This is a genomic window from Marinobacter alexandrii (assembly GCA_039984955.1).
Taxonomy (GTDB): Bacteria; Bacteroidota; Bacteroidia; order Cytophagales; family Cyclobacteriaceae; genus Ekhidna.
In genome coordinates, this window is sequence record JBDWTN010000007.1 from 2,512,323 (window position 1) to 2,537,241 (window position 24,919).

21 protein-coding genes are annotated in these 24,919 nt (G+C 38.4%); 18 read left to right on the forward strand and 3 right to left on the reverse strand.

The window, feature by feature from the left end:
- Positions 1-28: 28 nt before the first annotated feature.
- From atpA to ABJQ32_17550, 4 genes are read left to right on the forward strand one after another with little or no spacing between them, the layout of a single operon-like run.
- On the forward strand, positions 29-1,609 hold the full coding sequence (gene atpA / locus ABJQ32_17535; GenBank protein MEP5291462.1) for a F0F1 ATP synthase subunit alpha: 1,581 nt from the start codon (positions 29-31) through the stop codon (positions 1,607-1,609).
- 18 nt (positions 1,610-1,627) lie between these two features.
- Entirely contained in the window at positions 1,628-2,518 is an 891-nt protein-coding gene (gene atpG, locus ABJQ32_17540; protein ID MEP5291463.1) for an ATP synthase F1 subunit gamma, read from the forward strand.
- Positions 2,518-3,306, forward strand: coding sequence for a hypothetical protein (locus ABJQ32_17545; protein ID MEP5291464.1), 789 nt, complete (start codon positions 2,518-2,520; stop codon positions 3,304-3,306). Before atpG ends, ABJQ32_17545 begins: the two co-directional genes overlap by 1 nt.
- Positions 3,297-3,899, forward strand: coding sequence for a class I SAM-dependent methyltransferase (locus ABJQ32_17550; GenBank protein MEP5291465.1), 603 nt, complete (start codon positions 3,297-3,299; stop codon positions 3,897-3,899). The genes ABJQ32_17545 and ABJQ32_17550 overlap by 10 nt, the downstream gene beginning before the upstream one ends.
- Here ABJQ32_17550 and ABJQ32_17555 read toward each other — a convergent pair.
- Entirely contained in the window at positions 3,877-5,787 is a 1,911-nt protein-coding gene (locus ABJQ32_17555) for a sensor histidine kinase (GenBank protein ID MEP5291466.1), read from the reverse strand. The two genes, ABJQ32_17550 and ABJQ32_17555, sit on opposite strands and share 23 nt — an antisense overlap.
- A gap of 68 nt (positions 5,788-5,855) precedes the next feature.
- Here ABJQ32_17555 and ABJQ32_17560 point away from each other — a divergent pair, with 68 nt between their 5' ends.
- The 14 genes from ABJQ32_17560 to ABJQ32_17625 all read left to right on the forward strand — a co-directional run bounded on the left by ABJQ32_17560 (position 5,856) and on the right by ABJQ32_17625 (position 22,744).
- Positions 5,856-6,584: a response regulator gene (locus ABJQ32_17560; GenBank protein MEP5291467.1), complete on the forward strand. Its 729-nt coding sequence runs from the start codon at positions 5,856-5,858 to the stop codon at positions 6,582-6,584.
- A gap of 188 nt (positions 6,585-6,772) precedes the next feature.
- Positions 6,773-8,269, forward strand: a complete 1,497-nt coding sequence (locus ABJQ32_17565; GenBank protein ID MEP5291468.1) for a hypothetical protein — start codon at positions 6,773-6,775, stop codon at positions 8,267-8,269.
- Positions 8,266-9,198 carry an alpha/beta hydrolase gene (locus ABJQ32_17570; protein ID MEP5291469.1) on the forward strand — a complete coding sequence of 311 codons (933 nt, stop codon included), beginning with the start codon at positions 8,266-8,268 and terminating at the stop codon, positions 9,196-9,198. Before ABJQ32_17565 ends, ABJQ32_17570 begins: the two co-directional genes overlap by 4 nt.
- A 4-nt stretch (positions 9,199-9,202) precedes the next feature.
- Positions 9,203-11,659, forward strand: coding sequence for a TonB-dependent receptor (locus ABJQ32_17575; GenBank protein ID MEP5291470.1), 2,457 nt, complete (start codon positions 9,203-9,205; stop codon positions 11,657-11,659).
- A gap of 61 nt (positions 11,660-11,720) precedes the next feature.
- Complete coding sequence (locus ABJQ32_17580) at positions 11,721-12,449, forward strand: beta-ketoacyl-ACP reductase (GenBank protein ID MEP5291471.1); 729 nt, start codon at positions 11,721-11,723, stop codon at positions 12,447-12,449.
- Between the two features lie 2 nt (positions 12,450-12,451).
- The gene (locus ABJQ32_17585; GenBank protein ID MEP5291472.1) at positions 12,452-13,441 is read left to right on the forward strand and encodes a ketoacyl-ACP synthase III; all 990 of its coding nucleotides are present in this window, start codon (positions 12,452-12,454) and stop codon (positions 13,439-13,441) included.
- Positions 13,442-13,444: 3 nt separating this feature from the next.
- Positions 13,445-14,944, forward strand: coding sequence for an AMP-binding protein (locus tag ABJQ32_17590; protein ID MEP5291473.1), 1,500 nt, complete (start codon positions 13,445-13,447; stop codon positions 14,942-14,944).
- Positions 14,945-15,046: 102 nt separating this feature from the next.
- Positions 15,047-17,296: a PHB depolymerase family esterase gene (locus ABJQ32_17595; GenBank protein ID MEP5291474.1), complete on the forward strand. Its 2,250-nt coding sequence runs from the start codon at positions 15,047-15,049 to the stop codon at positions 17,294-17,296.
- Between the two features lie 276 nt (positions 17,297-17,572).
- Complete coding sequence (locus tag ABJQ32_17600; protein ID MEP5291475.1) at positions 17,573-18,136, forward strand: sigma-70 family RNA polymerase sigma factor; 564 nt, start codon at positions 17,573-17,575, stop codon at positions 18,134-18,136.
- Positions 18,108-18,605 carry a hypothetical protein gene (locus tag ABJQ32_17605; GenBank protein MEP5291476.1) on the forward strand — a complete coding sequence of 166 codons (498 nt, stop codon included), beginning with the start codon at positions 18,108-18,110 and terminating at the stop codon, positions 18,603-18,605. The genes ABJQ32_17600 and ABJQ32_17605 overlap by 29 nt, the downstream gene beginning before the upstream one ends.
- Before the next feature lie 22 nt (positions 18,606-18,627).
- Positions 18,628-19,692, forward strand: a complete 1,065-nt coding sequence (locus ABJQ32_17610) for a hypothetical protein (GenBank protein MEP5291477.1) — start codon at positions 18,628-18,630, stop codon at positions 19,690-19,692.
- Positions 19,693-19,721: 29 nt separating this feature from the next.
- Positions 19,722-20,231, forward strand: coding sequence for a hypothetical protein (locus ABJQ32_17615; GenBank protein ID MEP5291478.1), 510 nt, complete (start codon positions 19,722-19,724; stop codon positions 20,229-20,231).
- 4 nt (positions 20,232-20,235) lie between these two features.
- Complete coding sequence (locus ABJQ32_17620) at positions 20,236-20,886, forward strand: hypothetical protein (protein ID MEP5291479.1); 651 nt, start codon at positions 20,236-20,238, stop codon at positions 20,884-20,886.
- 43 nt (positions 20,887-20,929) lie between these two features.
- Complete coding sequence (locus tag ABJQ32_17625; GenBank protein MEP5291480.1) at positions 20,930-22,744, forward strand: tetratricopeptide repeat-containing sensor histidine kinase; 1,815 nt, start codon at positions 20,930-20,932, stop codon at positions 22,742-22,744.
- On the opposite strand, the gene ABJQ32_17630 is transcribed toward ABJQ32_17625, so the two are convergent.
- Together ABJQ32_17630 and ABJQ32_17635 are read right to left on the reverse strand one after the other, a co-directional pair.
- Positions 22,719-23,912: an RsmD family RNA methyltransferase gene (locus ABJQ32_17630; GenBank protein MEP5291481.1), complete on the reverse strand. Its 1,194-nt coding sequence runs from the start codon at positions 23,910-23,912 to the stop codon at positions 22,719-22,721. The two genes, ABJQ32_17625 and ABJQ32_17630, sit on opposite strands and share 26 nt — an antisense overlap.
- 8 nt (positions 23,913-23,920) lie before the next feature.
- Positions 23,921-24,913, reverse strand: coding sequence for an aspartate-semialdehyde dehydrogenase (locus ABJQ32_17635; GenBank protein ID MEP5291482.1), 993 nt, complete (start codon positions 24,911-24,913; stop codon positions 23,921-23,923).
- Between the last annotated feature and the right edge of the window lie 6 nt (positions 24,914-24,919).

Genomic DNA, 24,919 nt, shown 5'->3' on the forward strand with positions numbered 1-24,919 from the left:
TAAGCCGACAGGCTAAACAGATAAAATTATGGCACAAGTAAGACCTGATGAGGTTTCAGCAATTTTAAGAGAGCAGCTGTCCAATCATAAAACAGAAGCTGAACTTGAAGAAGTGGGTACTGTACTACAGGTAGGTGATGGTGTAGCCAGAATCTACGGACTAAGAAATGCACAAGCTGGAGAACTTTTAGAATTTGAAAACGGACTAAACGCGCTTGTTTTAAATCTTGAAGAAGATAACGTTGGAGCGGTATTGCTAGGAGATTCTAGTGATGTAAATGAGGGCGATACGGTTAAAAGAACTGGTAAAATCGCTTCCATCCAAACAGGTGATGGTATGTGTGGAAGAGTCGTCGATACATTAGGCAAACCGATTGATGGAAAAGGACCAATCCAAGGTGAGCTGTTCGAAATGCCACTTGAAAGAAAAGCACCAGGAGTAATCTTCAGAGAGCCAGTAAGTGAACCTCTTCAAACAGGTATTACTGCCATAGATTCGATGATCCCTGTAGGAAGAGGTCAGCGAGAGTTGGTGATTGGTGATCGTCAGACTGGAAAAACAGCTGTCGTTATCGATACCATTATTAACCAAAAAGAATTTTACGATAAAGGAGAACCTGTATTCTGTATCTATGTTGCTATCGGTCAGAAAGCATCAACAGTAGCAGGGATCGTAGCTCAACTTGAAAAAGCAGGAGCGATGGATTATACGGTGATTGTAAATGCATCTGCTTCAGATCCTGCCCCAATGCAATTCTTCGCCCCATTTACAGGTGCAGCTATTGGGGAATATTTCAGAGATACAGGACGTCCAGCATTGGTTGTTTATGATGATTTATCTAAACAGGCAGTTTCATACAGAGAAGTCTCTCTTCTTCTAAGAAGACCTCCTGGACGTGAAGCATATCCAGGTGATGTATTCTACCTTCACTCAAGACTCTTAGAGCGTGCAGCGAAAGTTATTAATGACGATTCTATTGCAAGCCAAATGAATGACCTTCCTCCTTCATTGAAAGGAAAAGTTAAGGGGGGTGGATCATTGACTGCTCTTCCAATCATTGAAACACAAGCTGGCGATGTATCTGCATATATTCCAACTAACGTAATTTCAATTACAGATGGCCAGATCTTCTTGGAAACCAATCTATTTAACTCAGGCATTAGACCGGCGATTAACGTAGGTATTTCCGTATCTCGAGTGGGAGGTAACGCACAGATCAAATCAATGAAGAAAGTATCTGGTACATTGAAGCTTGATCAAGCTCAATTCCGTGAACTTGAAGCATTTGCCAAGTTTGGTTCCGATCTTGATGCGGCCACACAAAGAACGATTGATAGAGGCAGAAAAAATCAAGAGATTCTGAAGCAGCCACAATTCTCTCCAGTACCAGTTGAGGAACAAGTAGCTACAATTTATGCATCTACAAAAGGATTCCTTGATCCAGTACCTGTTAATCAAGCACGTGAGTTTCAAACTGAATTCATCAACGCGATGAGAACAACCGGTAAGGACGCTTTAGCAGATTTCAAAGCAGGTAAGCTAAGTGAAGAGGCGGTCTCTAAGACAGAAGAAATTGCTAAGGATATTGCATCAAGATTTAAGAAGTAAATAAGATAAGAAAATAGGATGGCCAATCTTAAAGAGGTAAAGGGTAGGATTCAGTCAGTTGTATCAACACAGCAGATCACCAAAGCTATGAAAATGGTGGCGGCTGCAAAGTTGAGAAGAGCACAAGATCGTATCATTCAAATGAGGCCATATTCTCAAAAACTTTCTGAAATTATTCAGAATGTTTCTGCCGGAGATTCTGATTCTGGAGATAATCCATATTCAGAAGAAAGGACAATCGATCGTGTATTGATTGTTGTGGTTTCCTCTGACAGAGGATTGTGTGGAGCGTTTAATAGCAGTGTATTCAAAGGGGTGAAATCGTTAGTTGCAGAGCATTACAGCGATTTAGAGGCTACTGGGAATTTGGAAATTTTGCCAATAGGTAAGAAGGCATTTGAACATTTCGCTAAGAGGAAATACAAAGTGATTGACACATATTCTAACTTGATTGAGAAGTTGAATTTTGCCGATGCAAAGGAGGCTGCAGAAATGGTAATGACCAATTTTGTTAGCAACAAATATGACAGGGTAGATATTGTTTATAATGAGTTCAAAAACGTTGCTACGCAAAATGTAAAAAAAGAACAATTTCTGCCAATCAAAGAAGTTGTGGTTGAAGAGAGTGAAGAAGTGTTTGCTCCTGTAGATTATTTATATGAGCCATCTAAAGATTTTATCTTTAATGAGCTTGTTCCGAAATCTTTAAAGATTCAGTTTTACAAAACATTGTTGGAATCAAATGCATCAGAGCATGGAGCTCGAATGACGGCAATGGATAAGGCAACAGAGAATGCAGATGAGCTTCTCAAAGAACTACGATTAACTTATAATAGAACTCGACAAGCCGCTATTACTAAGGAAATTCTTGAAATAGTAGGTGGAGCTGAAGCATTGGCTCAGGCGTAATGATCAATCGAGCATATCGTATTGCTCAAATTTTATCAATAGACATTGTAATCGGAGCAGTTATTCTGCTCCGATTTTTTTGTGTCCAGATGGATGTGAAAGTAGGTTGGCCTGTTTACATCTTACTGGGAATAACCGTATGGCTGATATATACAACAGATCATTTAAATGATGCTGAGAAAGCTAAAAAATCAGTTCGTGATAGGTATGTTTTTCATAGGAATCATCGAAAAAAGCTTCTTTTCGTAGCTATTATACTATTGATTATACTTTTTGTACTAGTATTTTTTATTCCTGTAGTCATCATGATTGGAGGGATATTCCTTGGTGGGTTTTCGTTTCTCTATCTGATTATTCAACATAAACTTTCAAACTTTTTTTTCAAGGAGTTTTATGTATCTATGGTATATACATCTGGAATATTGATGGTTCCTTTTTCTATGAGTGGGTCAATTCGGTATGAATATCTAATACTTCTATTCTTGTTGACTTTTTTAAACCTCATCATATTTAGCTGGTACGAGAAAGATGCAGATCTAAAAGATGGATTTAAGTCAATAGCAACTCAAAGTAGGAGGAGTTTCTTAGAGAGATTAATTTTCATCGTCGTAAGCTTTGGACTTGGAATATCCATATTAGATTCCAATGTGGTCGCACTTTATTTTATTTTAGGATTTTTAGTCTATGGATTGATGGTTATCTATTCTAGTTGGTTTAAGAAATCCTTTCGTTATCGTTTTGTAGGTGATGGTGTATTTTTGATGCCAATGCTATTAGAATGGCTGTAAATGACTTTAATCGTATTGCTCCCATCTATGATCAAATTGCACATTTGGTTTTTGGCGACAGATTACTAAAAGCTCAAACTCATTTCTTAGATCAAATTAAGCCGGATGATAAAGTATTAATTCTGGGTGGAGGTACGGGGGCGTTATTGGAATATTTGCCAATTTGTAAGCAAATTCATTATGTAGAAAAGTCAGATAAAATGATCCAGCGAGCTCGAAAAAGAAATAGTAAGAGCGAAGTGCAATTCATCAATCAAGATTTTTTAGCTTTCAAATCGCCAAATCAATATGATGTAATACTATGTCCATTTTTTCTTGATTGTTTTGCTGAAAGAAAACTAGAAACGGTCCTTCATAAAGTATCAGCAATGATTGCTAAGGATGGCTGGATGATGATTGCGGATTTCGATGTTCAATCTACCTCGATTTTTTTAAGTCAAATGATGCATCTCTTTTTCAGACTTTTTGCGTCACTTGGTTCAAGTAAACTTCTAGACATTCGGAAGCATATTGTGCGGAAGGGGTTCGATGAATCCTCACTCCAAAAATTCAAAAATGGAATTTTCAGCACTATTTACAAAGTGGAACAGTAAAAGAAACGATCGTTCCTTTTTGAATTTTTATATCCAAAGAACCGCCATTCTTTTCTACGAAATCCTTGCACATCAAGAGACCTATGCCTGAACCTTTTTCTTGTTCTGTGCCATTTCTTGTAAACCCTTCACCTTTGTTCAAGATTTGGACAATCATTTGATTGGTCATCCCTATTCCGCTATCTTCAATGGAGATATTTGAGAGATTATTTATGCTTCTGGCAGCTATCTTAACCTGCCCATGTTTTGGTGTGAATTTGATCGAATTATGCAGAAGATTTCTAATCACAAATTCTAGCATATCCTTATCAGCCATTAAAATGGTATCATCAACTTCATGTTCGATCTTCAGCTTTATTTTCTTTTGCTCCAATAGGAGTGAGAAAAGCTTGACTGACTTATCAACAACTTTTCTTAGATCAATTTCTATTGGATTAAAAGTAAGATTGTCTTGTTGAAGTCTGGACCAAAGTAGAAGATTATCCATTAATAGCGTAAGATTCTGAAGAGAAAATCGGGTTTTGTCGCTGAGGTCTGATAGTTCTTCCTGCGAGAGTTTGTTGTAGTGATTGATAAAAAGGTTGAGGTATGAATCTACAGTTGTCAAAGGGCTCTTCAGCTCATGCGATATGATGGAAAAAAGTCTTGATTTTACCTCATTTAGTTCGCGTAAGTCACTCGCAGAAATTTTAAGCTGTGTCAGGGTTTCCTCAAGTTCTTTAGTTCTTTCTGTCACCTGTTGCTCCAATTCATTCCGTTGCAGTTCGATCAGTCTTTTTTTCTCTATCTCCTTTTCACGGGCGAGTTTTTCTTTTTCAATTTTTTCACTGGCGAGCATTTTCCGAGTACGGTTGAGTCTGTCAGAAAGACCAAGAGAAAATAAGACTACCTGCGCAACTGCGCCAATCTGAATGACATAGCGAGTAAGAAAATTATCCGGCAAATAATTCAACTCCCTGAAGATGAAAAGAATCCCACCAATATTAAATAGCGCAAACGCTACCAGAAACCATAGTGCAGGTTTGTAACCACGCAAATAAACGATTATGCTTGTCAACGTGATAGCAGTCATGGTCATGGTTCCAAGAAAACCAATAACATAGTTTGTCTCAATGAGCCAATCCCTAATTTGCAACCAGCTCATTAGCCACATACCAATCGGGACCAGATAGGAAATTAAAATCATTCGAAAGAACAGATTCCACTTGGGTACATATTGATCTGTATGAAGATATGTCTGTGTAAAAAGAATTCTACAAATGTTGGTAAAAGGTATTATCAAAGCAAAGAAATAGGCATTCCAATGTGGATTCGAGGGCCAAAAATGCTCAAAAGTAAATCCATAGTAGAACCCCATATACAGCCCAAAACCTACAATAGAGAGCACATACCAAAGGTAACTTTGGTCTTTCACAGCGAAGTAAATCATCAGGTTATAAAGTGCCATTACGATCAGAATGCCAAAGAAGAGCCCATGAGCAAGAAGTCTCTGACGTTCTTCAAGACGCCATTCCTGTGATGTATATTCGATCGTAGTTGTTTGATCCAGCTCAAACAATGGATGTGCTCCCCGCATCTTTAATAGCAAAGTATTCTGATCTGGCTTTTCGATTATATTTCTGAAGGAGTAGTAGCTTTTTGAATGGCCAGACAGCATGGTTCCTGTCACTTGTTTTTCTTCTTCACTATATGCCACGACATGGCTCCAACCCGGCAACTCAATGTACGCCGAAGAAGAGGATAAAACTATCTCTGACCAATACCATTGATCATTTGATATCAATGAAGAATCTGCTGGTTTTTGCAAGAGGCTATCAAGAAATAACCCTTGAGCATACATGTCTAGCCCAATAACAAGTAAACCCCCCCAAAGTATAAATCGTCGCATCAAATGAAATTATTGATTGCAATATAAACCTGACTGATTTAGTTGTGAATTGCATTTACATTTGAAGAATGTCAGATGGTAAAACCAAAGTGCTTGTAGCTGAAGATGATTTTGTAGTTGCGAAAAATCTCAGCATTACGCTAGAGGAAAGAGGCTATCATATCCTGGGTATAAACGAATCAGGAGAAGAACTACTTCAATCTTTGAGTCAAAATCAACCTGATATCATTATTATGGATATCAATTTGGCTGGTTTGATGGACGGTGTTGAAGTCACAGCCTTGATAAAGAATAAGACGAATATTCCGGTTTTGTATTTAACCTCGGATAGAGATCAAACAACGCTCGAACGGGCTAAATTGACAAACCCTGATGGCTATCTTATCAAACCCTTTGACGCTGATGAGTTGGTATCCGCTATTGAAATTGCCTTGCATAGGCATCATCTTTCTTCAGGTAATCAAAAGGAGGGCACAGTCGTCAGTGACTCTCACCTGTTTGTCAAAGTGAGAAATCGCCTCGAAAAAGTGATGTTTGAAGATGTAAGGTATCTGGAGGCGAATGACATTTATTCCATACTTGTCACTCATCAAAACAATTTCATACTTAGCTATTCGCTTAAAACTCTGGAAGAGAAGTTACCTAGTCGTCAATTTATGAGAGTGCACAGGTCTTACATTGTAAATGTGGAGCATATCAATGCGATAGAAGATAATTATATTCTGATTTCAGATAAGAACATTCCCATCGGGAAAACCTATCGGGAGGATTTAATGAGGCGATTATCAATAATTTGAAAATTCAAAAAAATAGACCGAATTAGCAAGCTATTTTGACGCTTTTATAAAAATCGGGGATTTTATTGGAGATTTTCCTTTTACCACGACAATACCAACGTTCACCTAAAAAAAAGCATCCTTCACCAGTATTCATTTTTAATAACCCATTTCTAAGTAAAAATTGGAGCTTGTAAAAGCGAAAATCAATGGCTTCTGAGAGTTTTACGGGATATGTATGGATTGCAATTGGTGCCTATATGGCTTTGATTTTGTATTTTGTGATTAGAGGAGCAATCAAAACCAAAAATATTTCAGATTATGCGCTGGGCAATATTGCTTTCTCACCTATAGCAGTAGGGTTAGCTCTGGCAGCATCGATGACTAGCGCCGCAACATTCATAATCAATCCCGGATTTATAGCGTATTACGGCATAAGTGGATTCATTTCATTCGGGCTAGTTCTTTCCTTTGCTTCCCTCTTTTCATTGATCATTATTACAAAAGGGTTTCGAAAAATAGGTGCTTCGGTGGAGGCGCTTACTATGGCACAGTGGATTGGAAATAGATATCAAAACAAGTACTATGCATTATTTTTTGGTTTTGTTTCATTATTACTTGTAACATTCATTGTTCTAATCTGTGTAGGCCTGAGCAAGCTTTTATCCAAAGCACTTAATGTGGATGAAGTAGTGGTGCTGATATCTGCCATCATTTTTGTATTTGGATACATGATGTTTGGGGGTGCCAATTCCATGGTTTACACTAACATGGTTCAGGCTTCATTGATGATCATTGTAGCGTTTATTTTACTTACCTCAGGTGCGGAGCATTTTGAAAATGGCATATCAGGTTTCCTTGCCAAGCTTAACGCCATTGATCCAGCACTTTCGCAGACGCGGAATAGCGGGAGTCCTTTATTCAGAGACTATTTTGAGATCATTTTTTGTCAAGTAGTTGTAGGTATTGCCATAGTCTGTCAGCCGCATATTATTACGAAATCACTTTTGCTGAAAAATGATAAACAAGTCAACACTTACCTTATCGTAGGCGTAGTTGTAGAATCTCTCTTTTTTCTCGTGGTTTTTGCAGGTTTGTACGCAAGGCTGGAATTTCCGGATCTTACAGTAGATGGCAGTCTGCTTAGCCTTGATGGAGTACTTTCCGCATATGTGGTTAAGAAATTCACAATTGGTATTGGCGTGATAGTAGTGATGGGATTAATCTCCGCTGGCCTTTCCACATTGGAAGGCTTAATCCAGAGCTTAAGCACAACAATTACGCAAGATGTAATTCAGCCAATCTTTGGGGAACTCAGGATTCAACCGGTCATTCTTAATAGATTAACAATCGTTTTTCTTGCTGGAATTTCCGGTGTATTCAGCTATCAGCAGCTTGTGGCACCTGATTTGAGCGTAGGTATTTTTGCTCAAAATGGTGTCTACGCATATTTTTCTGCGGCTTTTGTACCCGTGTTATTTGGAACATTTATGAAGCGAATGCCTTTATATGTTCCATTCACAAGTTCCACTGCAGCCATTTTTATTCACTTTTCGGTGTACTATGGAAGACTCACACCCTACATGCAAGAAGAAATAAGAAACCCGGCGATAGCATCTACCATGGCTATTTTAGGTTCATTAGTCATTGGCCTGATACTTTTTGCCTTTGCAAAATCAAAAGAACGAAAGGTCTCGATTGTATGAAAAAATTGATAATCATATTAACTATTACTTCAAGTCATATTTTATCTGCTCAAGATGATGAAATGATACCCTCATATAAATACAACACAGAAAAAGTCACTATCTCAGAAGGAATCGAATTGGCCTATGTAAATGAGGGCCCCCAAGATGCTCCGGTGATACTCATGGTTCATGGCTTGGGTGGTTACATCAAAAATTGGTACCCCACCATTGATGGTTTGAAAGAGACCTACCGATGCATTGCTTTGGATCTTCCCGGATATGGTCAGTCCACAATTCGCGACTTTGAGAAAGAAGACTACATGCAGTTCTTTGCCAACTCAGTGAATGAATTTGCCGAAAAGCTTGAGCTCAATAAAGTGATTCTGATGGGTCATTCCATGGGAGGTCAGGTAAGTATTGTGATGGCACTACAAAACCCAAAATGGCTGGAACGACTAATCTTGGCAGCTCCTGCTGGTTTTGAAACCTTCACAGAAGCTGAAGGTACTTTATTGAAGCAGTTCTCAACAGCTTCTGCATTGATGAGTCATACGGAAGAGCAAATTTATGCAGCCTATCAGGCCAATTTTGTGAGCATGCCTGCTTTGGCGGAAGAAATGATACAGGACAGATTAAAAGCAAAGGAGGCGATGTGGTTTGCAGACTATGCGCTTATAAGAGAAATGGGAGTCAAAGGAATGCTTAGGCACTCGGTGAAAGAAGATTTATCTAAGATTAAAATACCTACGGTGGTGCTGTTCGGGAAGAATGACTTTTTGATTCCAAATAAATACCTACATCCCAGTTTAACAACTAGTCAAATTGCAGAAATAGGAAAAGAAATACCAAATGTAAAAATTAAATTGATTGAAACGGCCGGGCACATGTTGCAAATGGATAACCCGACCAGCTTCAATCTTGCTGTTAAACAATTGCTAACATATTAAAGTTATGAAAAACTTGTACTTAAACATTTTGTTTTCTCTTCTTTCGATGGCATTATTCGCCCAGAAAGGGAGTATTACCGGAACAGTTACTGATAGCAGTACCGGTGAAAAATTGATTGGAGCTAACATAGTTGTAAAAGGAACTCTCAACGGAGATGTCACCGACATAAATGGAAAATTTAGCATAGGAAGTCTATCAGATGGTTCATATATCATAGTAGTAAGTTACGTGGGCTATGAAGCACAGGAGCAGTCCGTTACCGTAAGCGGATCGGTAGCTACTGTTGATTTTCAACTTATAGAGGGAACCGTTTTTGGTGAAGAAATAGTGGTCTCCGGTACCCGAAGGCCTGAAAAGATCACCGAGTCTCCTGCGACTATCGAGGTAATCTCTAAAAAGGACCTGGAAAACTGGGGTTCATTTAATACCGGTGAGTTACTGTCTAGACTGAAAGGTGTGGATTACGTACGTTCTGGAGTAGTGGGAACGGGCATTAACGTTCGAGGATTCAATAGCAATTTCAATGCAAAAAATACTCAGGTGACAGACGGTCGCTTTTCTAGCCTCGTTGCAACAGGATTGCCATTTGGACCATTAAGTCCTCAAATAAAGGAAGACATTGAGCGTGTTGAAGTTATTCTTGGACCAAACTCTGCACTCTACGGACCCAATGCTCATAATGGATTGGTAAATATCATCACCAAGGATCCAAGATCCTCACAGGGGACAACCTTCGCCTTAGGCGCTGGGAATCAAGGTGTTTTTACTGCACGTGGTAGACATGCTCAAGTACTGAACAATAAGTTTGCCTTCAAGCTGAATTTTGAATATACAAGGGGTGAAGAATTCCAGTTTGCAGATTCAGTTTACATCGATCGAACAGATAACGCAGGCAATGGTGGGCCAGACGGGATCAAAGAAGGTTACGAAGAGCTGGACCTAAACAATGACTTTGAATTCTTCAAAGGAGGTGCAAGTCTTTACTATACGCTAAACGATGACTCAGACGTGATCTTTTCATATGACGCAAGCAATAGCACATATCTTTCACCAACCAACGTGGGACGAAATGAAATCGTAGATTGGAAAATTCAAACCTTTCACCTTAGATATGTATCACCTAGAATTTTTGCCCAGGCCTATCTTAGTCTAAGTGATACAAGGGATACACACTCATTAGACGATCGAACAAAAGCATATTATGTAGCCTTAGATGGAGGAGCAACACCTGAGCAGGCATTTGCTACATCTCTTGATGGCGGAGCGCGGTTCATAGACGACTCTAAACGATGGAATGGCGAAGTACAATATAACAATACATGGGGAAACTTCAGCTTTGTAACCGGAGTACAGTATCAGAGAGACATGGCAAACTCACATGGAACTTACCTTTTAGATGAAGATGAGAATGATTTCATCACAGTAGATCAAGTTGGATTGTATGGTCAGGGACAATACAACATTGGAAAAGGGTTTAAAGGAACAGTTGCTGTAAGAGCGGACAATCATGAAGTTTATGGATTCAATTTTGTGCCTAAGGTAGGTTTCACCAAGACGATAAAAAGTGGAACCTTCCGAGCAACTTATGGTCAGGGAGTTGCAGCTCCAACTATTCTCAACATGTATGGTGACTTGTTTGGCGGCTTGATTCTTGGAAACGCCGAAGGGTTTACGTTAGCAGATGGATCGTTAGTTGAAAAACAATCAATAGAAAAACTTCAAACCTATGAAGTAGGCTATAAGGGATCTATTGGATCAAAAAAATTGTATGCAGATGTAAACGCTTACTACAATATTTCTGAAGACTTCTTAAGCCCAGTTACAGTAGTAGGTGTTACCACACAAAGAGGATCGACTCCAATTGATGAAGTACAATCAGCTTTTGGCGTATATGGAGGTTTGGTTGCTACATATGTGAACTTTGGTAAGTTAAACACCTATGGGTTTGATGTCGGACTAAACTACCTTCTAAACAAAGACATCACGCTTGATTTCAATTACTCATACTTTGACTATCCTATAGATGAAAATGACTTAGAGAATGACTTTGACGGAGATGGTACAGTTACTAAGCTGGATGTTTTGGTAAATGCGCCTAAAAACAAGGCAAGCTTTGGAGTCAACTATAGCAAAAACAAAATCTTCGGAAACGTATTTGTCCGCTGGGTACAAGAGTATGATTACTTTTCGAGTTTCCAAATTGCTGCGGCCACTCAGGACCTTACCTATAGAGGAACGCCAATCGTAGAAAATGAGCGAAGCACCGATTCATTTAACTATGGACCATTGGCTGGATTTGTGAACGTAGACCTGGGATTTGGGTATAAGATCACCGATAACTTCACAGGGTCCGTTGCTGTCACCAACCTGTTTGACAGTGAATATCGAGAATTTACCGCATCACCATTTATAGGAAGACTCTACAGTGTGGAGTTGAGAATGAATATTCCAAATAAATAAATATAGGTTGTTCAATGCAAGGACCGATGGCACTACAGTTATCGGTTTTCAATAAAATTTTATGAAAAGACTTGAAGGTAGAATAGCCATTATTACTGGTGGCTCAAACGGAATTGGGAAAGCAACCTGCAAAAAATTTGCAGCTGAGGGTGCTAAAGTCCTCATATGGGACTTAAATGAAGAAGCTGGAGATCAACTGGCGAAAGAGCTTGACGGCCATTTCGAAAAGGTAGACACGGCCGATTATGATGCAGTGAAGAAAGCCACCGCCAACACAGTTTCAAAATATGACAAGATTGATATTCTGGTTAACAATGCGGGCATCACACGAGATGCAACCTTAAAAAAAATGACATCAGAGCAGTGGAAACAGGTGATAGATGTAAACCTCACAGGAGTATTCAATTGCGGGAAACACGTTCAAGAATACATGGTAGAAGCGGGTTATGGCAGAATTATAAATACCTCTTCTGTAGTAGGAATCTATGGAAATTTCGGGCAAACTAACTATGTAGCCACGAAAGCAGGAGTTATTGGAATGACCAAAGTATGGGCAAGAGAGTTAGGTAGGAAAGGGATTACTGTCAATGCAGTAGCACCTGGATTCATTGCAACAGATATGGTAATGGCAATGCCTGAAAAAACCATTGATATGATGCAGTCCAAAGTTCCAACTGGAACACTGGGAAGACCAGAAGACATAGCTAATGCTTATTGTTTCCTGGCTTCTGGTGAAGCTGGATACATCAATGGAGCTACAATTAGTGTGGATGGTGGAATGACAGTATAGATATGAGAAACGCAAAGATTATATCTACAGGAATGTATGTTCCGGAGAACATTATTCCTAATAGTTATTTCGATGAAATTCTCGGAGAGAATGTGTCAGAATGGTTGGAAGCCAATGTGCACATACGCAATAGGCGTTGGTGTTCAGATAATCAGTCAACAGCTAATTTGTGTGGAGAAGCTGCCAAGATCAACCTTAAGCGAGCAGGACTAAGACCAGAAGATATTGATTTGCTGATTGTATGCACAGATACTCCGGAATATATCTCACCGTCAACAGCATCAAAAGTTCAGCATCGAATGGGTATGACGAATGCAGGTACTTTCGATCTTAACTCCGCTTGTGCCGGCTTTGTCATTGGATTGGATACGGCTGTTAAGTATATAAAGGCTGATGAGAACTATACCAATGTGATGGTAATAGGAGCCTATGCTATGAGTAAATATCTCAATGAGCTAGATAAGAAAACATGCAATCTGTTTGCCGATGGAGCGGGTGCAGTTATCCTTTCTTTAACAGATGACGAAAATGAAGGCTATCTCGCGAGTGAACTTAGAACAAAAGGTGAATATTGCGATTGGATGGGAATATATGCGGGGGGAACACATCAGCCGGTAACTAAAGAAGTTGTTGAAAATAATGACCATCTGCTAAAGTTTGTCAAACGATTTCCTTCAGAGTTAAATCCGGATGTTTGGTCAGATATGGCACGAACACTAGCCAGTCGCTCAGCCACTAAGATTGAAGAAGTAGATCAATTTATATTTACTCAAATCAATATTAATAGTATTTGGGCCACTCTTGAGAAACTGGATATTTCCAGAGACAAAGCACATACTGTAATGCATGAATACGGATATACCGGTTCTGCCTGCATCCCGATGGCACTAGATGAAGCGGTCCAGCTGGGGAAAGTGAAGAAAGGAGATCTCATCTATTTTATTGGTTCAGGTGGAGGTTTAGCTTTTGCAAGTGCGGCATTTAGATTTTGACCTATGAACTTTCGAAAAGATTGGATGGATAGATGGGCAACATATGCTCCAATTAAAATGGCAGTAAATGATGCGGATACGGGAGAGAATTATACCTATCAGCAATTAAACAGTCAATCCAATTACCTTGCCCAAAGCCTCGAAGAAATGGGGCTAACTAAAGGTGATCGGGTGGCGGTACTTTCGGAGTATCGATTGGAATATATTGTCTTGCTTGGTGCTGCTATGAAGCTTGGAATCACCATCGTCCCGCTCAACTATCGACTGTCTTCCAGGGAACTTGCCTACATGATCAATAATTGTGAACCTAAGCTAATTGTAAGTGAAGAGAAGTATGAGAACCTATATAGTCCAGAGCTCATAGAATGTGATATTCAAAGCGTCATATTAATGGATGAGTTTGCTTCTGATTTAAGTAAAAAAATAAACGTCTCCTATACATATGAAGCGAAAGAAATAGAAGATGATCATCCACTTTTTATCATTTATACTTCGGGAACTACAGGATTCCCTAAGGGAGCTATTTATACACATAAAATGGCTTTTTGGAATGCTGTTAACACACAGGCCAGGCTCGATCTTACGTCAAGAGATCATACCATAATCTGTATGCCCCCATTTCACACAGGAGGATGGAATGTTCTGCTCATGCCATTTCTACTGCAAGGAGGATCGTTTACGCTTTTAAGAAAATTTGATGCGAGCATTGTAATGAAGCTTTTGGGAGATGAGGAGGCAACCCTTTTCATGGGAGTTCCCACCATGCTGAAAATGATGTCAGAGGTACCCGAGTTTGAAAGTATCTCACTTGATTCTCTCAGATACTTCATTGTAGGCGGAGAAGCTATGCCACTCCCCTTAATTCAGCAGTGGCAGAAAAAAGGCACTCCAATCCGACAAGGCTTTGGACTGACTGAGGTAGGACCAAATGTTTTCTCACTTCATCAAGATGATGCTATTAGAAAAATAGGCTCAATAGGGACACCTAATTTCTTTATTGAAACTAAACTTATGAAAAGTGATGGAACGGAGGCAGATGCAAATGAGGAGGGTGAACTCTGGCTTAAGGGGCCTGTAACCACTCCAGGTTATTGGGAAAATATTGAAGCAACTCTAAAATCTTTTACAGAAGGTTGGTTCAAAACAGGTGATATTCTAGTTAGGGATGAGGGGGGATATTACTTCGTCAAGGACAGGATCAAGAATATGTTTATTTCTGGAGGAGAGAATGTTTATCCTGCCGAGGTAGAACGCTTCTTGCAGACTCATCCTGAGATAAATGAGGTAGCAGTGATAGCTATTCAAGATGATAAGTGGGGTGAGGCAGGAAAAGCGATCATTATAAAGAAAGATACATCCCTTTCTAAGGATCTTGTCATCCATTTTTGTAAGGGGAGTCTTGCAAAATATAAAATACCGAAGGAGGTGGAGTTTGTGACTGAGCTTCCTAAAACTGCTAGCGGAAAAATCGATAGAAAGAAACTAAAAGCATCCTATGCATAAGTTCCGCCTCGGATAATACTGTTTTCTCATCTTTTGAATTGAATGAAGGCGCGTAAATCCTTATTCTATGGAAACAACATTTTAACCCTAAATAATACAATTATGAAGAAAAAATTGATTCTCTTAATAGGTATGGCATGCTCATTCCTATCTAGTGCTCAACTTACCCAAGTAAATGGTTTCGGGTCGAACCCGGGAAATCTTGATATGTACATTTATGTACCGTCCGGGATAGGTTCGGATGCGTCGGTGGTTCTGGTAATGCATGGTTGCACACAAAACGCTAGTTCTTACTCAAATGATTCTGAATGGAATGATCTGGCTGATGAGTACAAATTTTATGTGATATATGCTGATCAACCATCTTCTAATAATTCCTCGAACTGCTTCAACTGGTTTGAAAATGGAGATCAAAATAGAGGTGTTGGAGAAGCCGCTTCCTTAAAAAGCATGGTGGACTACATGAAGTCGAACTATTCTATTGACAATGATAAAGTGTTTGTTGCTGGTTTTTCTGCTGGAGGTGCCATGACTACAGTTATGCTTGCAGCATATCCGGAAGTATTTAGTTCAGGTGCTGTTATGTCAGGACTACCCTATGATGTAGCTACCGGGACAATTGAAGCTTTCCAAGCCATGTTCGGTAATGTCAATCTTTCTCCTGCACAACTAGGCAACAATGTAAGAAATGCATCCAGTTACTCAGGCTCATGGCCTACGGTAGCTGTATTTCATGGTGGATCAGATTTTATTGTTTATACCGTCAATGAGACGGAAATTATGGAGCAATGGACAAATGTTCATGGTATTGATCAAACACCAGAACTGGACGATCAAGCATATTTAGGAAATGCTAATGTTCGGAAAAGGGAGTATAAAGATAACTCTGGAAATGCTCGGGTAGTCACCTACAGTTTTAATGGAATGGGTCATGCTATTGCGGTAGATCCGGGAGCAGGACCTACTCAAGGAGGAAATACAGGATCTTATGCCACAGATATCAATTTTTGGTCTTCATATTATGCTGCTGAGTTTTTCGGTATTCTAGATGCAAGTACCAGCTTGGACGCTCCAACCGCCATTACCGCTTCAGCTAACTCGTTCTCTCAAATTGATCTGAATTGGACTGATAACGAGACTAATGAGACTGGCTATATTGTGGAAAGAGCTGGAAATGCCAATGGGCCATTCACTACAATTGCTAACTTGGGTATTAATGCTACGACTTACAGTGATACAGGGCTCGATCAATTGACAACTTACTTTTATCGAGTCTCCGTGACAAATGTAACATCCACTGCATCAGGAAATATTGTAAATGAGACTACTCCATCTGATGGAACACCTACTCCACCAGCCTCACCATCAGATTTGAATGCTACCTCTAATGGCCTCACTTCCATTAATTTGTTGTGGGATGATAATTCAAATAATGAAGAATTTTTTATTCTGGAAAGATCGGAAGAAGATGAATCGAATTATACTGAAATAGCCGTAATATCGAGCAATACCACCTCCTATACGGATCAAGGGTTAATAAGTGCCACTACATACTTTTACCGAATAAAAGCTCAAAATGCTGTCGGAGTTTCACCTTACTCCTCTTCTGTCAGTGCTTCTACTGATAACGAGGTAACTCTTCAGACGATTGAACAAACATCCGGTTCAGGTATTCTAAGCTATTTCAACTTTAACGATATGGGACAATCATTCACTCCATCGTTTAGTGGAGAGATCGTTTCAATAGATGTTAATTTAGTTAATACGATTTCAGGATCTACCCTGAGAATTTTCTCAGGGAATACGGTTTCCGGAACTCCAATTTATGAGCAGTCTAATATCTCTGTAGGAAGCGGATGGCAAACAGTTTCTTTAAGTAATCCTCTCACGATACAAAATGGACAGCAGTACACTTTCCAGTTGACAAATGCTTCTATTAGATATAGTTTTACTGACATTTATAGCGGAGGGAACTTTTGGTACAATAGTATTTCATATTCAGTTTTTGATGCTGCTTTTATCGTTACAACAAGCTCGAATTCTGGAGCACGCACCAGTTCCAATCAACCTAATCTTCAAAATCAAAAAATTGTTTCTGATTTTGAGGATAGTAAACCATTAGAAGCAAATGTATATCCCAATCCTTCTCAGAATGAAATTGTAGTTGAGTTTAATGAATCATCATTAATTAGATGGATAGAGGTTTTTGGTATCGATGGGAAAAAGTATTTAAACATTGAGACACAAAACAAGAGGGAGAGGCTAGACTTATCCACCTTTGGTAGTGGGATCTTTCTTATTAAAGTAAGTGATGCGAAGCAATCGATATTTAAGAAAGTTATAGTGAAATGATTAAAAAAAGCCCTTCAATTAATGAAGGGCTTTTTAATAACTCATGTATTGTTACCACTGCTTTTTAAATTAAATAATGTCTGCAGTTAACATAAAGTTTAATTAGTACTACTGTACATGGAGGTTTTTAGAAAATAGCCTTTTTCTGATAACTGATTTTCATTCAGAATAACTCTAAATTAATTGAGTTTTCAGAGATGAATCCAAAAAATTACATCGAAATCAACTTTTTTCACGTCTTTATAGAAACCTTTGGCAAAAGGTTCTGTCATTATTATGAACGTGAGCACCACACACACCATCCACAAGCACCTAATTGTGCAAAGTCAGCAAGGAGATCAAGCGTCCATGTCTTCGCTTTATGGTCTATATGCTAAGGCTATGTACAATATTTGCCGTAGGATGATGGGTGATGAGGAAGAGGCGAAGGACATGTTACAAGAATCGTTTATAGATGCGTTTCAGAAATTGCCTTCCTTGAGAGAGGTAAATACATTCAGCTCATGGATCAAACGTATAGTTATAAATAATTGCATTAATGCAATCCGAAAAAAGAAGTTGGATACAGCTGAACTGGAAGAAGGGGCTGATTTTATTGAAGAAGAGGAGGATGATTTTGAATATGCGCAATTTCAAGCTACTCAGATAATGCAGGTAGTAGATTTATTACCTGAGGGATGCAAAACAGTATTGAACTTGTATTTATTTGAAGGGTACGACCATAAAGAAATAGGTGAAATATTGGGTGTTACAGAATCAGCATCTAAAGCGCAATATTGTAAGGCAAAAGCGAGAATAAGGAAAATTCTAGTTGAAGAAAAAAGTCAAAATGCGGGATAATCTGAAGGACCATATAGAAAGCTTGAGAGAGGATTTTGAAGTATATCCCATCGAATTAGATAATGAGTGGGGCAAAGTTTCTAACAAAATTAACCCTAGTATTAAGAGCGAAAGTCGATGGAGAATTGCCGGAATGGCTGCCTGTTTTGCAGCAGTAATAGGTTGTACAGTATTTTTTATGAATACAAGATCAACAGATACTGGTGAAATGGTGGAGCTTGAACATTTTTATAATAGTGAGATTAATCAGAAAATTACTTTAATAAAAACTCAACTGACTGATGATCATATCTTGCAAGATCTTGAAGATATGGATAATGCTTTTGCAGAATTAAAAGCAGATCTAAAGGAAAATGTGGATAATGAGGAAGTAGTTACAGCAATGATGGAAAATTATCGACTTAAACTTCAAATTTTAGAGGAAATTCTATCAGAATTGGAAAAAGAAAGAAGTGAAGAAATACTTTAACATATTATTTACCATCATTATCATGACGCCACTCTTCTCGCAAGTGAGGCAGGAGCGTGATTATGAAAGATCCTTTACTGTGCCTGAAAATGCTAAAGTAGAAGTTATCAGTAAATATGGGGAGGTCATTGTTCGTACATGGAATTATGATTCTATTCGGTTTGAAGTGTTGGTGAGAGCAGAAGGTAAAAATTCATCAGCAGTTGCCAAATCAATGTCTAGAGTTGATGTAAGATTTAGGAAAGTGGGAAGCGTGATTTCAGCAGTTACTGAAATCAGCAAAGGGGGAGGATTTTTTGGCAATGTTCTGAGTGAAGTGGAAGGTGTGATGGGTAATAACAAACTTAAAATTGATTATCAGGTATGGTTGCCGAAAGACGTGATGTTAAGTGTAGAAAACAAGTTTGGAGACCTGTATCTAACTAATCACGATGGTAAAGTTGATTTAGATGTATCGCACGGTGATATTAAAGCCAACGATTTATCTCAATCTCTTAACTTAAAGCATAGTTTCGGGAAGTCATCTTTCGGAAAAATAAATGATGGTATTTTCACTTTGCGAGGGTCAGAGATTAGAGTAGATGAAGCTAAAGAATTGAACATTGAGAGCGGTAGCTCTGAAATCCGTGTTGATAAAATTGATAGAATACAGCTGAATTCAAGAAATGACAAAATTCACTTACTTGAAGCTAGAGAAATAATGTGTGAGGGTTCATTTACCAACTTGACATCAGATTTATTGAAAGGCTCTGCGAGATTGGATTTTAGTTATGGTGATATTTATTTAAGCCGGATCGTTAAGAACTTCAACAGTATTGATATCACTGGTAAATCGACTGATATCAACCTGATTCTAAACCAAGCATCTTACACGAAAACATACATCAAAGGGCCAGAAGATCGTATGATTCTACCTAATAGTATGCTAACAATGCAAAAAGAACAATTTGTAGATGAGGGTAAGATTTCACTTTCTGGTTTCGTTGGAAACACTAACACACGCCATAGCCAACTTCTTATCGAAGCTGACGGTGGAGAATTGATTGTATCGATTAAAGAAACTCCAATTTTTGTAGACAAAAACTAAATCATGCCCGTCACCACCGGAAGACCCATATGAAACAGTTCATATTATTCATTTCCATTCTGATTTGTTTCTCGGCAGCAGGACAACAGCTGTATGAAAAATCTGCAGGTCTTCGATTAGGACATACTTCCGGACTTACATTTAAGAAGTTCGTCAACGAAGATGAAGCTGTAGAGATGATTTTAAGTGGCAGAAATGAGGGAATGCAGTTTACAGCTCAATATCTATTCCATGAGCCAATGGAGTTCTCATTCAATGACCGCTTTTATCTTCACTATGGAGTGGGCGGGCATATGGGATATGAGAAATTTAGTGATATATCTAAGACTCTTTCTAATGCAGCTGGTGATGCATTTATTTATGAGGATAAAACATTTTTCACAATGGGTGTAGATGCAAGTTTAGGTATTGAATATAGGTGGCTTGAGGTTCCAGCTACTTTTGGATTTGATATTAAGCCCTACTTCAATTTTATAGGTATGCGGTATACTAAAGCACAATTTTGGGATGCTGCTATTTCTTTTAAGTATGTTTTTTGAGCAAATGAGGATATTCATCTTAGTTACATTAGTCCTTAGCTCGATAACCATTTTCGGCCAAAAATATGTGGATACCAATGACCCAAAGGATGAGGAGGTAAAATCATTGCTGAGCAAGAAGAATGATATTAATGCATTTGGTGCAGCAGATCTAAAGATTGGGGATCTTAAAGGTGAACGAGGATTGTTAGTAGGAGCATATGGGGGGTTCATTATTAATAGAAGATATTTATTTGGTGTCGCTGGATACGGATTAGTCACTCAACTAAGGTTTGATGGAGTGGTACCTGGACAAACTGAATCTAAGCCACTTAACCTTCATGGTGGGTATGGAGGCATTATAATAGGAGGAACCATAGCTCATAAAGAATTGATCCACATAAGCATTCCAATAATACTAGGAGCAGGCTCGATGGAAATCGTCGATAAAGATTTTTTTTTAAATAATCCTGCAGATTCTGAATTTACTGTAGAGAATTCAGTGTTTTTTGTTGCCGAACCTGGTATTGAACTTGAATTTAATATTACCAAATACTTCAGATTGGGAGCAGGAATGTCCTATCGCTATATTTCAGGCACTAAACTTGAAAATGTTAAAGATGAAGATGTTTCAGGTACTACAGCAATGATAAGTTTTCGATTTGGAAGGTTCTGATTTGTGCTATCTTTGATGTTGTCTGAAACGCACATCTCAACTTTTGAAACTCACTATTTACTTTTTTTTGATATTTGGATTTCTGTCTATTAATCCAGCAAGCTCTCAAGATTCTAGCATGTTCAAGGTGTTGAAACTTGTAGAAGACTGTGATTCATTATTATACGATCAGCCTCAACTTAGCCTTGACTTTGCAGAACGAGCCAATCTATATGCGAATGAGCTAGAAAATGATTCTCTAATTGCAATAACCCTTAATCGTATCGGTAGTGCCCATTGGTCTCTTGGAAATCAAATGGCTGCACTCGAGAAGATACAAGAGTCTCTTCAGCTCTCGGAATCAAATAGATACCAAGAAATCGGAGCAAAAAATCTAGGGAATATTGGAGACATTTATGCAGCATCAGGATTAGACCTTGATGCTATCGGGTATTACAAATCTGAATTAGATATTCAAAAAAAGGTAAATAATCGATTTAGGCTATTTACTGTCAACAACAGTCTAGGCCAAGCCTTTTTAGGCTTGAATAATTACGATTCTGCACATTTTTACTTGGATCAGGCGTCAAATTATCTGGATAAAGAGTTTGAGCATTTACATTCGATTTTCTTTTTTAATCAAGCCGAATTGAATTTTAAGGAGGGTAAAACTTTGGAAGCAGATTCTTTGATTAACCTAACCTATCAGAGCTCTACAAATTTTGACAGCAGGAGAGGAAAAGTACGTGCAAATCAACTGAGAGCAGAGTTATATAGAAGTAATGGAAAACTTGAACAAGCATTAAATCATGCACGTATTGCTTTTGACCTGGCTGATCAGAGTGGAGTGAAGGAGCTTATTTATATCACAAGTAAAACACTATCAAACTGCTATGGAGAATTGGGCAGGTATAAGCAAGCCTTTGAAAAACAAAAGCTTCATGAATTGTACATGGACAGTGTAAGAAATGTGTCGATAATTAACGAATTGGAGCTTCTTTCGTACTATCAAAGATTATTTCGAATGAGAGTGCTAGAGTCTAAGAATACGACGAATAAGGAAATGGCTGAGCAGCGGCAAATGGTAATTTATGGGCTCATTATTATCCTTTTGATTGCGGCCATTATGATTTCCGTAATTATCCGAAGAGGAAAGAAAATTCGAAAGCAGAAGCGAAAACTAGAAGAACTGGATGTATTTAAGTCTAAAATCTTTGCGATTGTATCCCATGATTTAAAGTCTCCAATCCAGTCTGTTTCTTCTGTAATAGAATTGTTCAACAAAAAATTGATTAGTAAAGAGGAGATAGAGCCATTTCTTCCTGAAGTAAAAGAGAAGACCTCAAATCTGATGAATTTACTGAACAACGTCTTTCAATGGGCCGAGGGCCAAATGGTGGGGGAAAACTTAAGTAAGGATATATTTTCTTTAACTCAAGTGATCAGTGATTTAAAAAGTGAATTAAATGATCGTTTAAAAGAGAAGAATATTAAGCTAAGTTTTGATAAATCTAAAGAGTATCAACTTGAATCAAATGGTGGTATAGTAAGAATACTGCTCAGGAACCTTATAGTAAATGCGATCAAATTTTCTCAGAGAGACTCAGAGATACGTATCAATATTATAGAAGGAAAGCTCCAAACCGTGTTAGAGGTGATAGATCAAGGAGTAGGGATGAATGAAGAAATGTGTAAAAGGATTTTCAATGGAGGTTTGACTAGTACTATTGGAACCGAAGGTGAAAAAGGAAATGGCTTAGGTCTTGCGCTTTGTAGCGACTTTGTGAAAGGCCTTGGAGGAAAAATAGAAGTTGAAAGTGAGGTTGGAAAAGGATCGATATTTAGAGTTACGCTTAAGGATTCATCTTCCGGACAATAACCATTTGAGCTTTTTCTTCCTTATCTCTGAATGCAATCAAGAAGTTATTTCCGCCATCTTTTAGTTTCCATTTTTTCTTTAACTCATTCGCATTTAATGAGTAATTACGAGTAATCACGTTGATCTTTTCATTGTCTGCATAATGAGAGATTTCTTTTTTCTTAGCGTGTGTTAAAATTTCAAAAACTTTTCCTGGAAAATCAAACAACTTCTCGTCTGAGGTATAGAGGTGAGTGTTTGGGGCAATTTTAGCCAACCCAAAATCAGCTCCTATTTTCTTGAATGCACCACTTTTCATGATGGAACTATTGGGCTCGTATAAATATTTCAGGCAAGTATTGAATTCGGAATGAATCTTGGCCTCCTCCGAACGAAAAAAAGAGTATGCGGACTGTCCACTTTCAAGGTTAACAGTTATTATTTTGGTATCGATCTGTTCATTAAAGTTGATGATTAATAAGATCTCTTTGCAATCATTTTTTACTGAAACAATATGAATTTCTGATGTTTCTGGGATTGCTTTGTCAATAGCTTGAATATCGAGAACCGGAGAAAGTTTGATCAAAACCCTGCTCGATTTTCCTTTAAGAGTTGGAATTAATTGGATGAGATTTGGGGAACAGTCTTCAATTTTAAACACACGATTTTTTTGATTATCTCGCCTAGCTGGATCTAGGTAAATGACTGTGTTTTCAGGCTCTGAGTCTAGGGTACTAAGGTATTCCTCCGCCGATTTATTGATGATGTCAATATTGCTCCACAATACTCTGGAGTTGTGTTGAAATATTTCGCAGAGTTTCGATTGCTCCTCCACATAAGTAGTTTGCCGGAATTGAGTACTTAGTGCCAAGCAATCAATTCCCATACCACCGGTTAAGTCAATTAATCTATCTCCCGAAATAAGCGGCTGCTTATATTGGCTGGTGGTTAAGGAAGAAGCTTGTTCTATCGAAAGAGGAGGAGGCATAATCAAATCAAAATTCTTTGCCCAATTATCCAGTTTCCCACGTGCTTTTTGACGAGCCAAAATCTGATTTGAAATTCCTTTGATTTGATTCTTAAAATCCTTTGGAGGATTCAGAATTAATTTTTTTGTATCAACATTGATATTTTGTTGGATGAAATCCTTTACATCTTCTCGGATTATAAAATCAAAAGAATCGTCCATGTTTTAGCTTAGTAAACCAGACTGTGCTCTAGCATATATTCAGCAATCTGGATCGTGTTGGTTGCGGCACCTTTTCTAAGATTGTCAGAGACTACCCACATATTCAATGTTTTAGGTTGCGTCTCATCTCGTCTGATTCTACCCACGAATACATCATCTTTGTCATGCGCATTGATAGGCATTGGGTATTCGTTTTTTGAAGGATCATCCACAACAGTTATACCAGGTGCTTTTGATAGAATAGAGTGGACTTGCTCCAACGTGTATTCGTTTTCAAACTCTACATTTATCGCTTCAGAATGCCCTCCGGCTGTGGGGATACGCACACAAGTAGATGTTACCTGAATGGAGTCGTCACCCATGATTTTTTTGGTTTCCAAGACCATTTTCATTTCCTCTTTCGTGTACCCATTTTCTTGAAATACATCGATATGAGGAAGCGCATTCATGTCGATTTTATGTGGATAGACTTTCTGAATGTCTTTGCCGGCACGCTCACCTTCTAACTGATCAACAGCTGCTTTGCCCGAACCAGTAACAGATTGATAGGTAGACACTACAATACGTTTGATTTTAAAATGATCATGCAGTGGTTTTAAAGCAACAACCATTTGTATAGTTGAACAATTAGGGTTAGCAATTATACGATCGTCGATTCGTAAAATATATCCGTTTACTTCCGGAACTATCAATTTCTTAGAAGTATCCATTCTCCAGGCGGAGGAATTATCAATAACTACAGTGCCTACTTCAGCAAATTTTGGAGCATATTCTAGCGATACAGATCCGCCAGCAGAAAAAATGGCAATATCAGGTTTTGCTGTAATGGCATCTTCCATTGAAATGATTGAATATTCCTTCCCTTTGAATGGGATTTTCTTGCCAATGGAACGCTCAGAAGCAACCAATAAGAGCTCATCAATGGGAAAATTTCTTTCAGATAAAATCTGGAGCATTTTTTGGCCCACCAGCCCACTAGCTCCAACAACAGCAATCTTCATATTGTA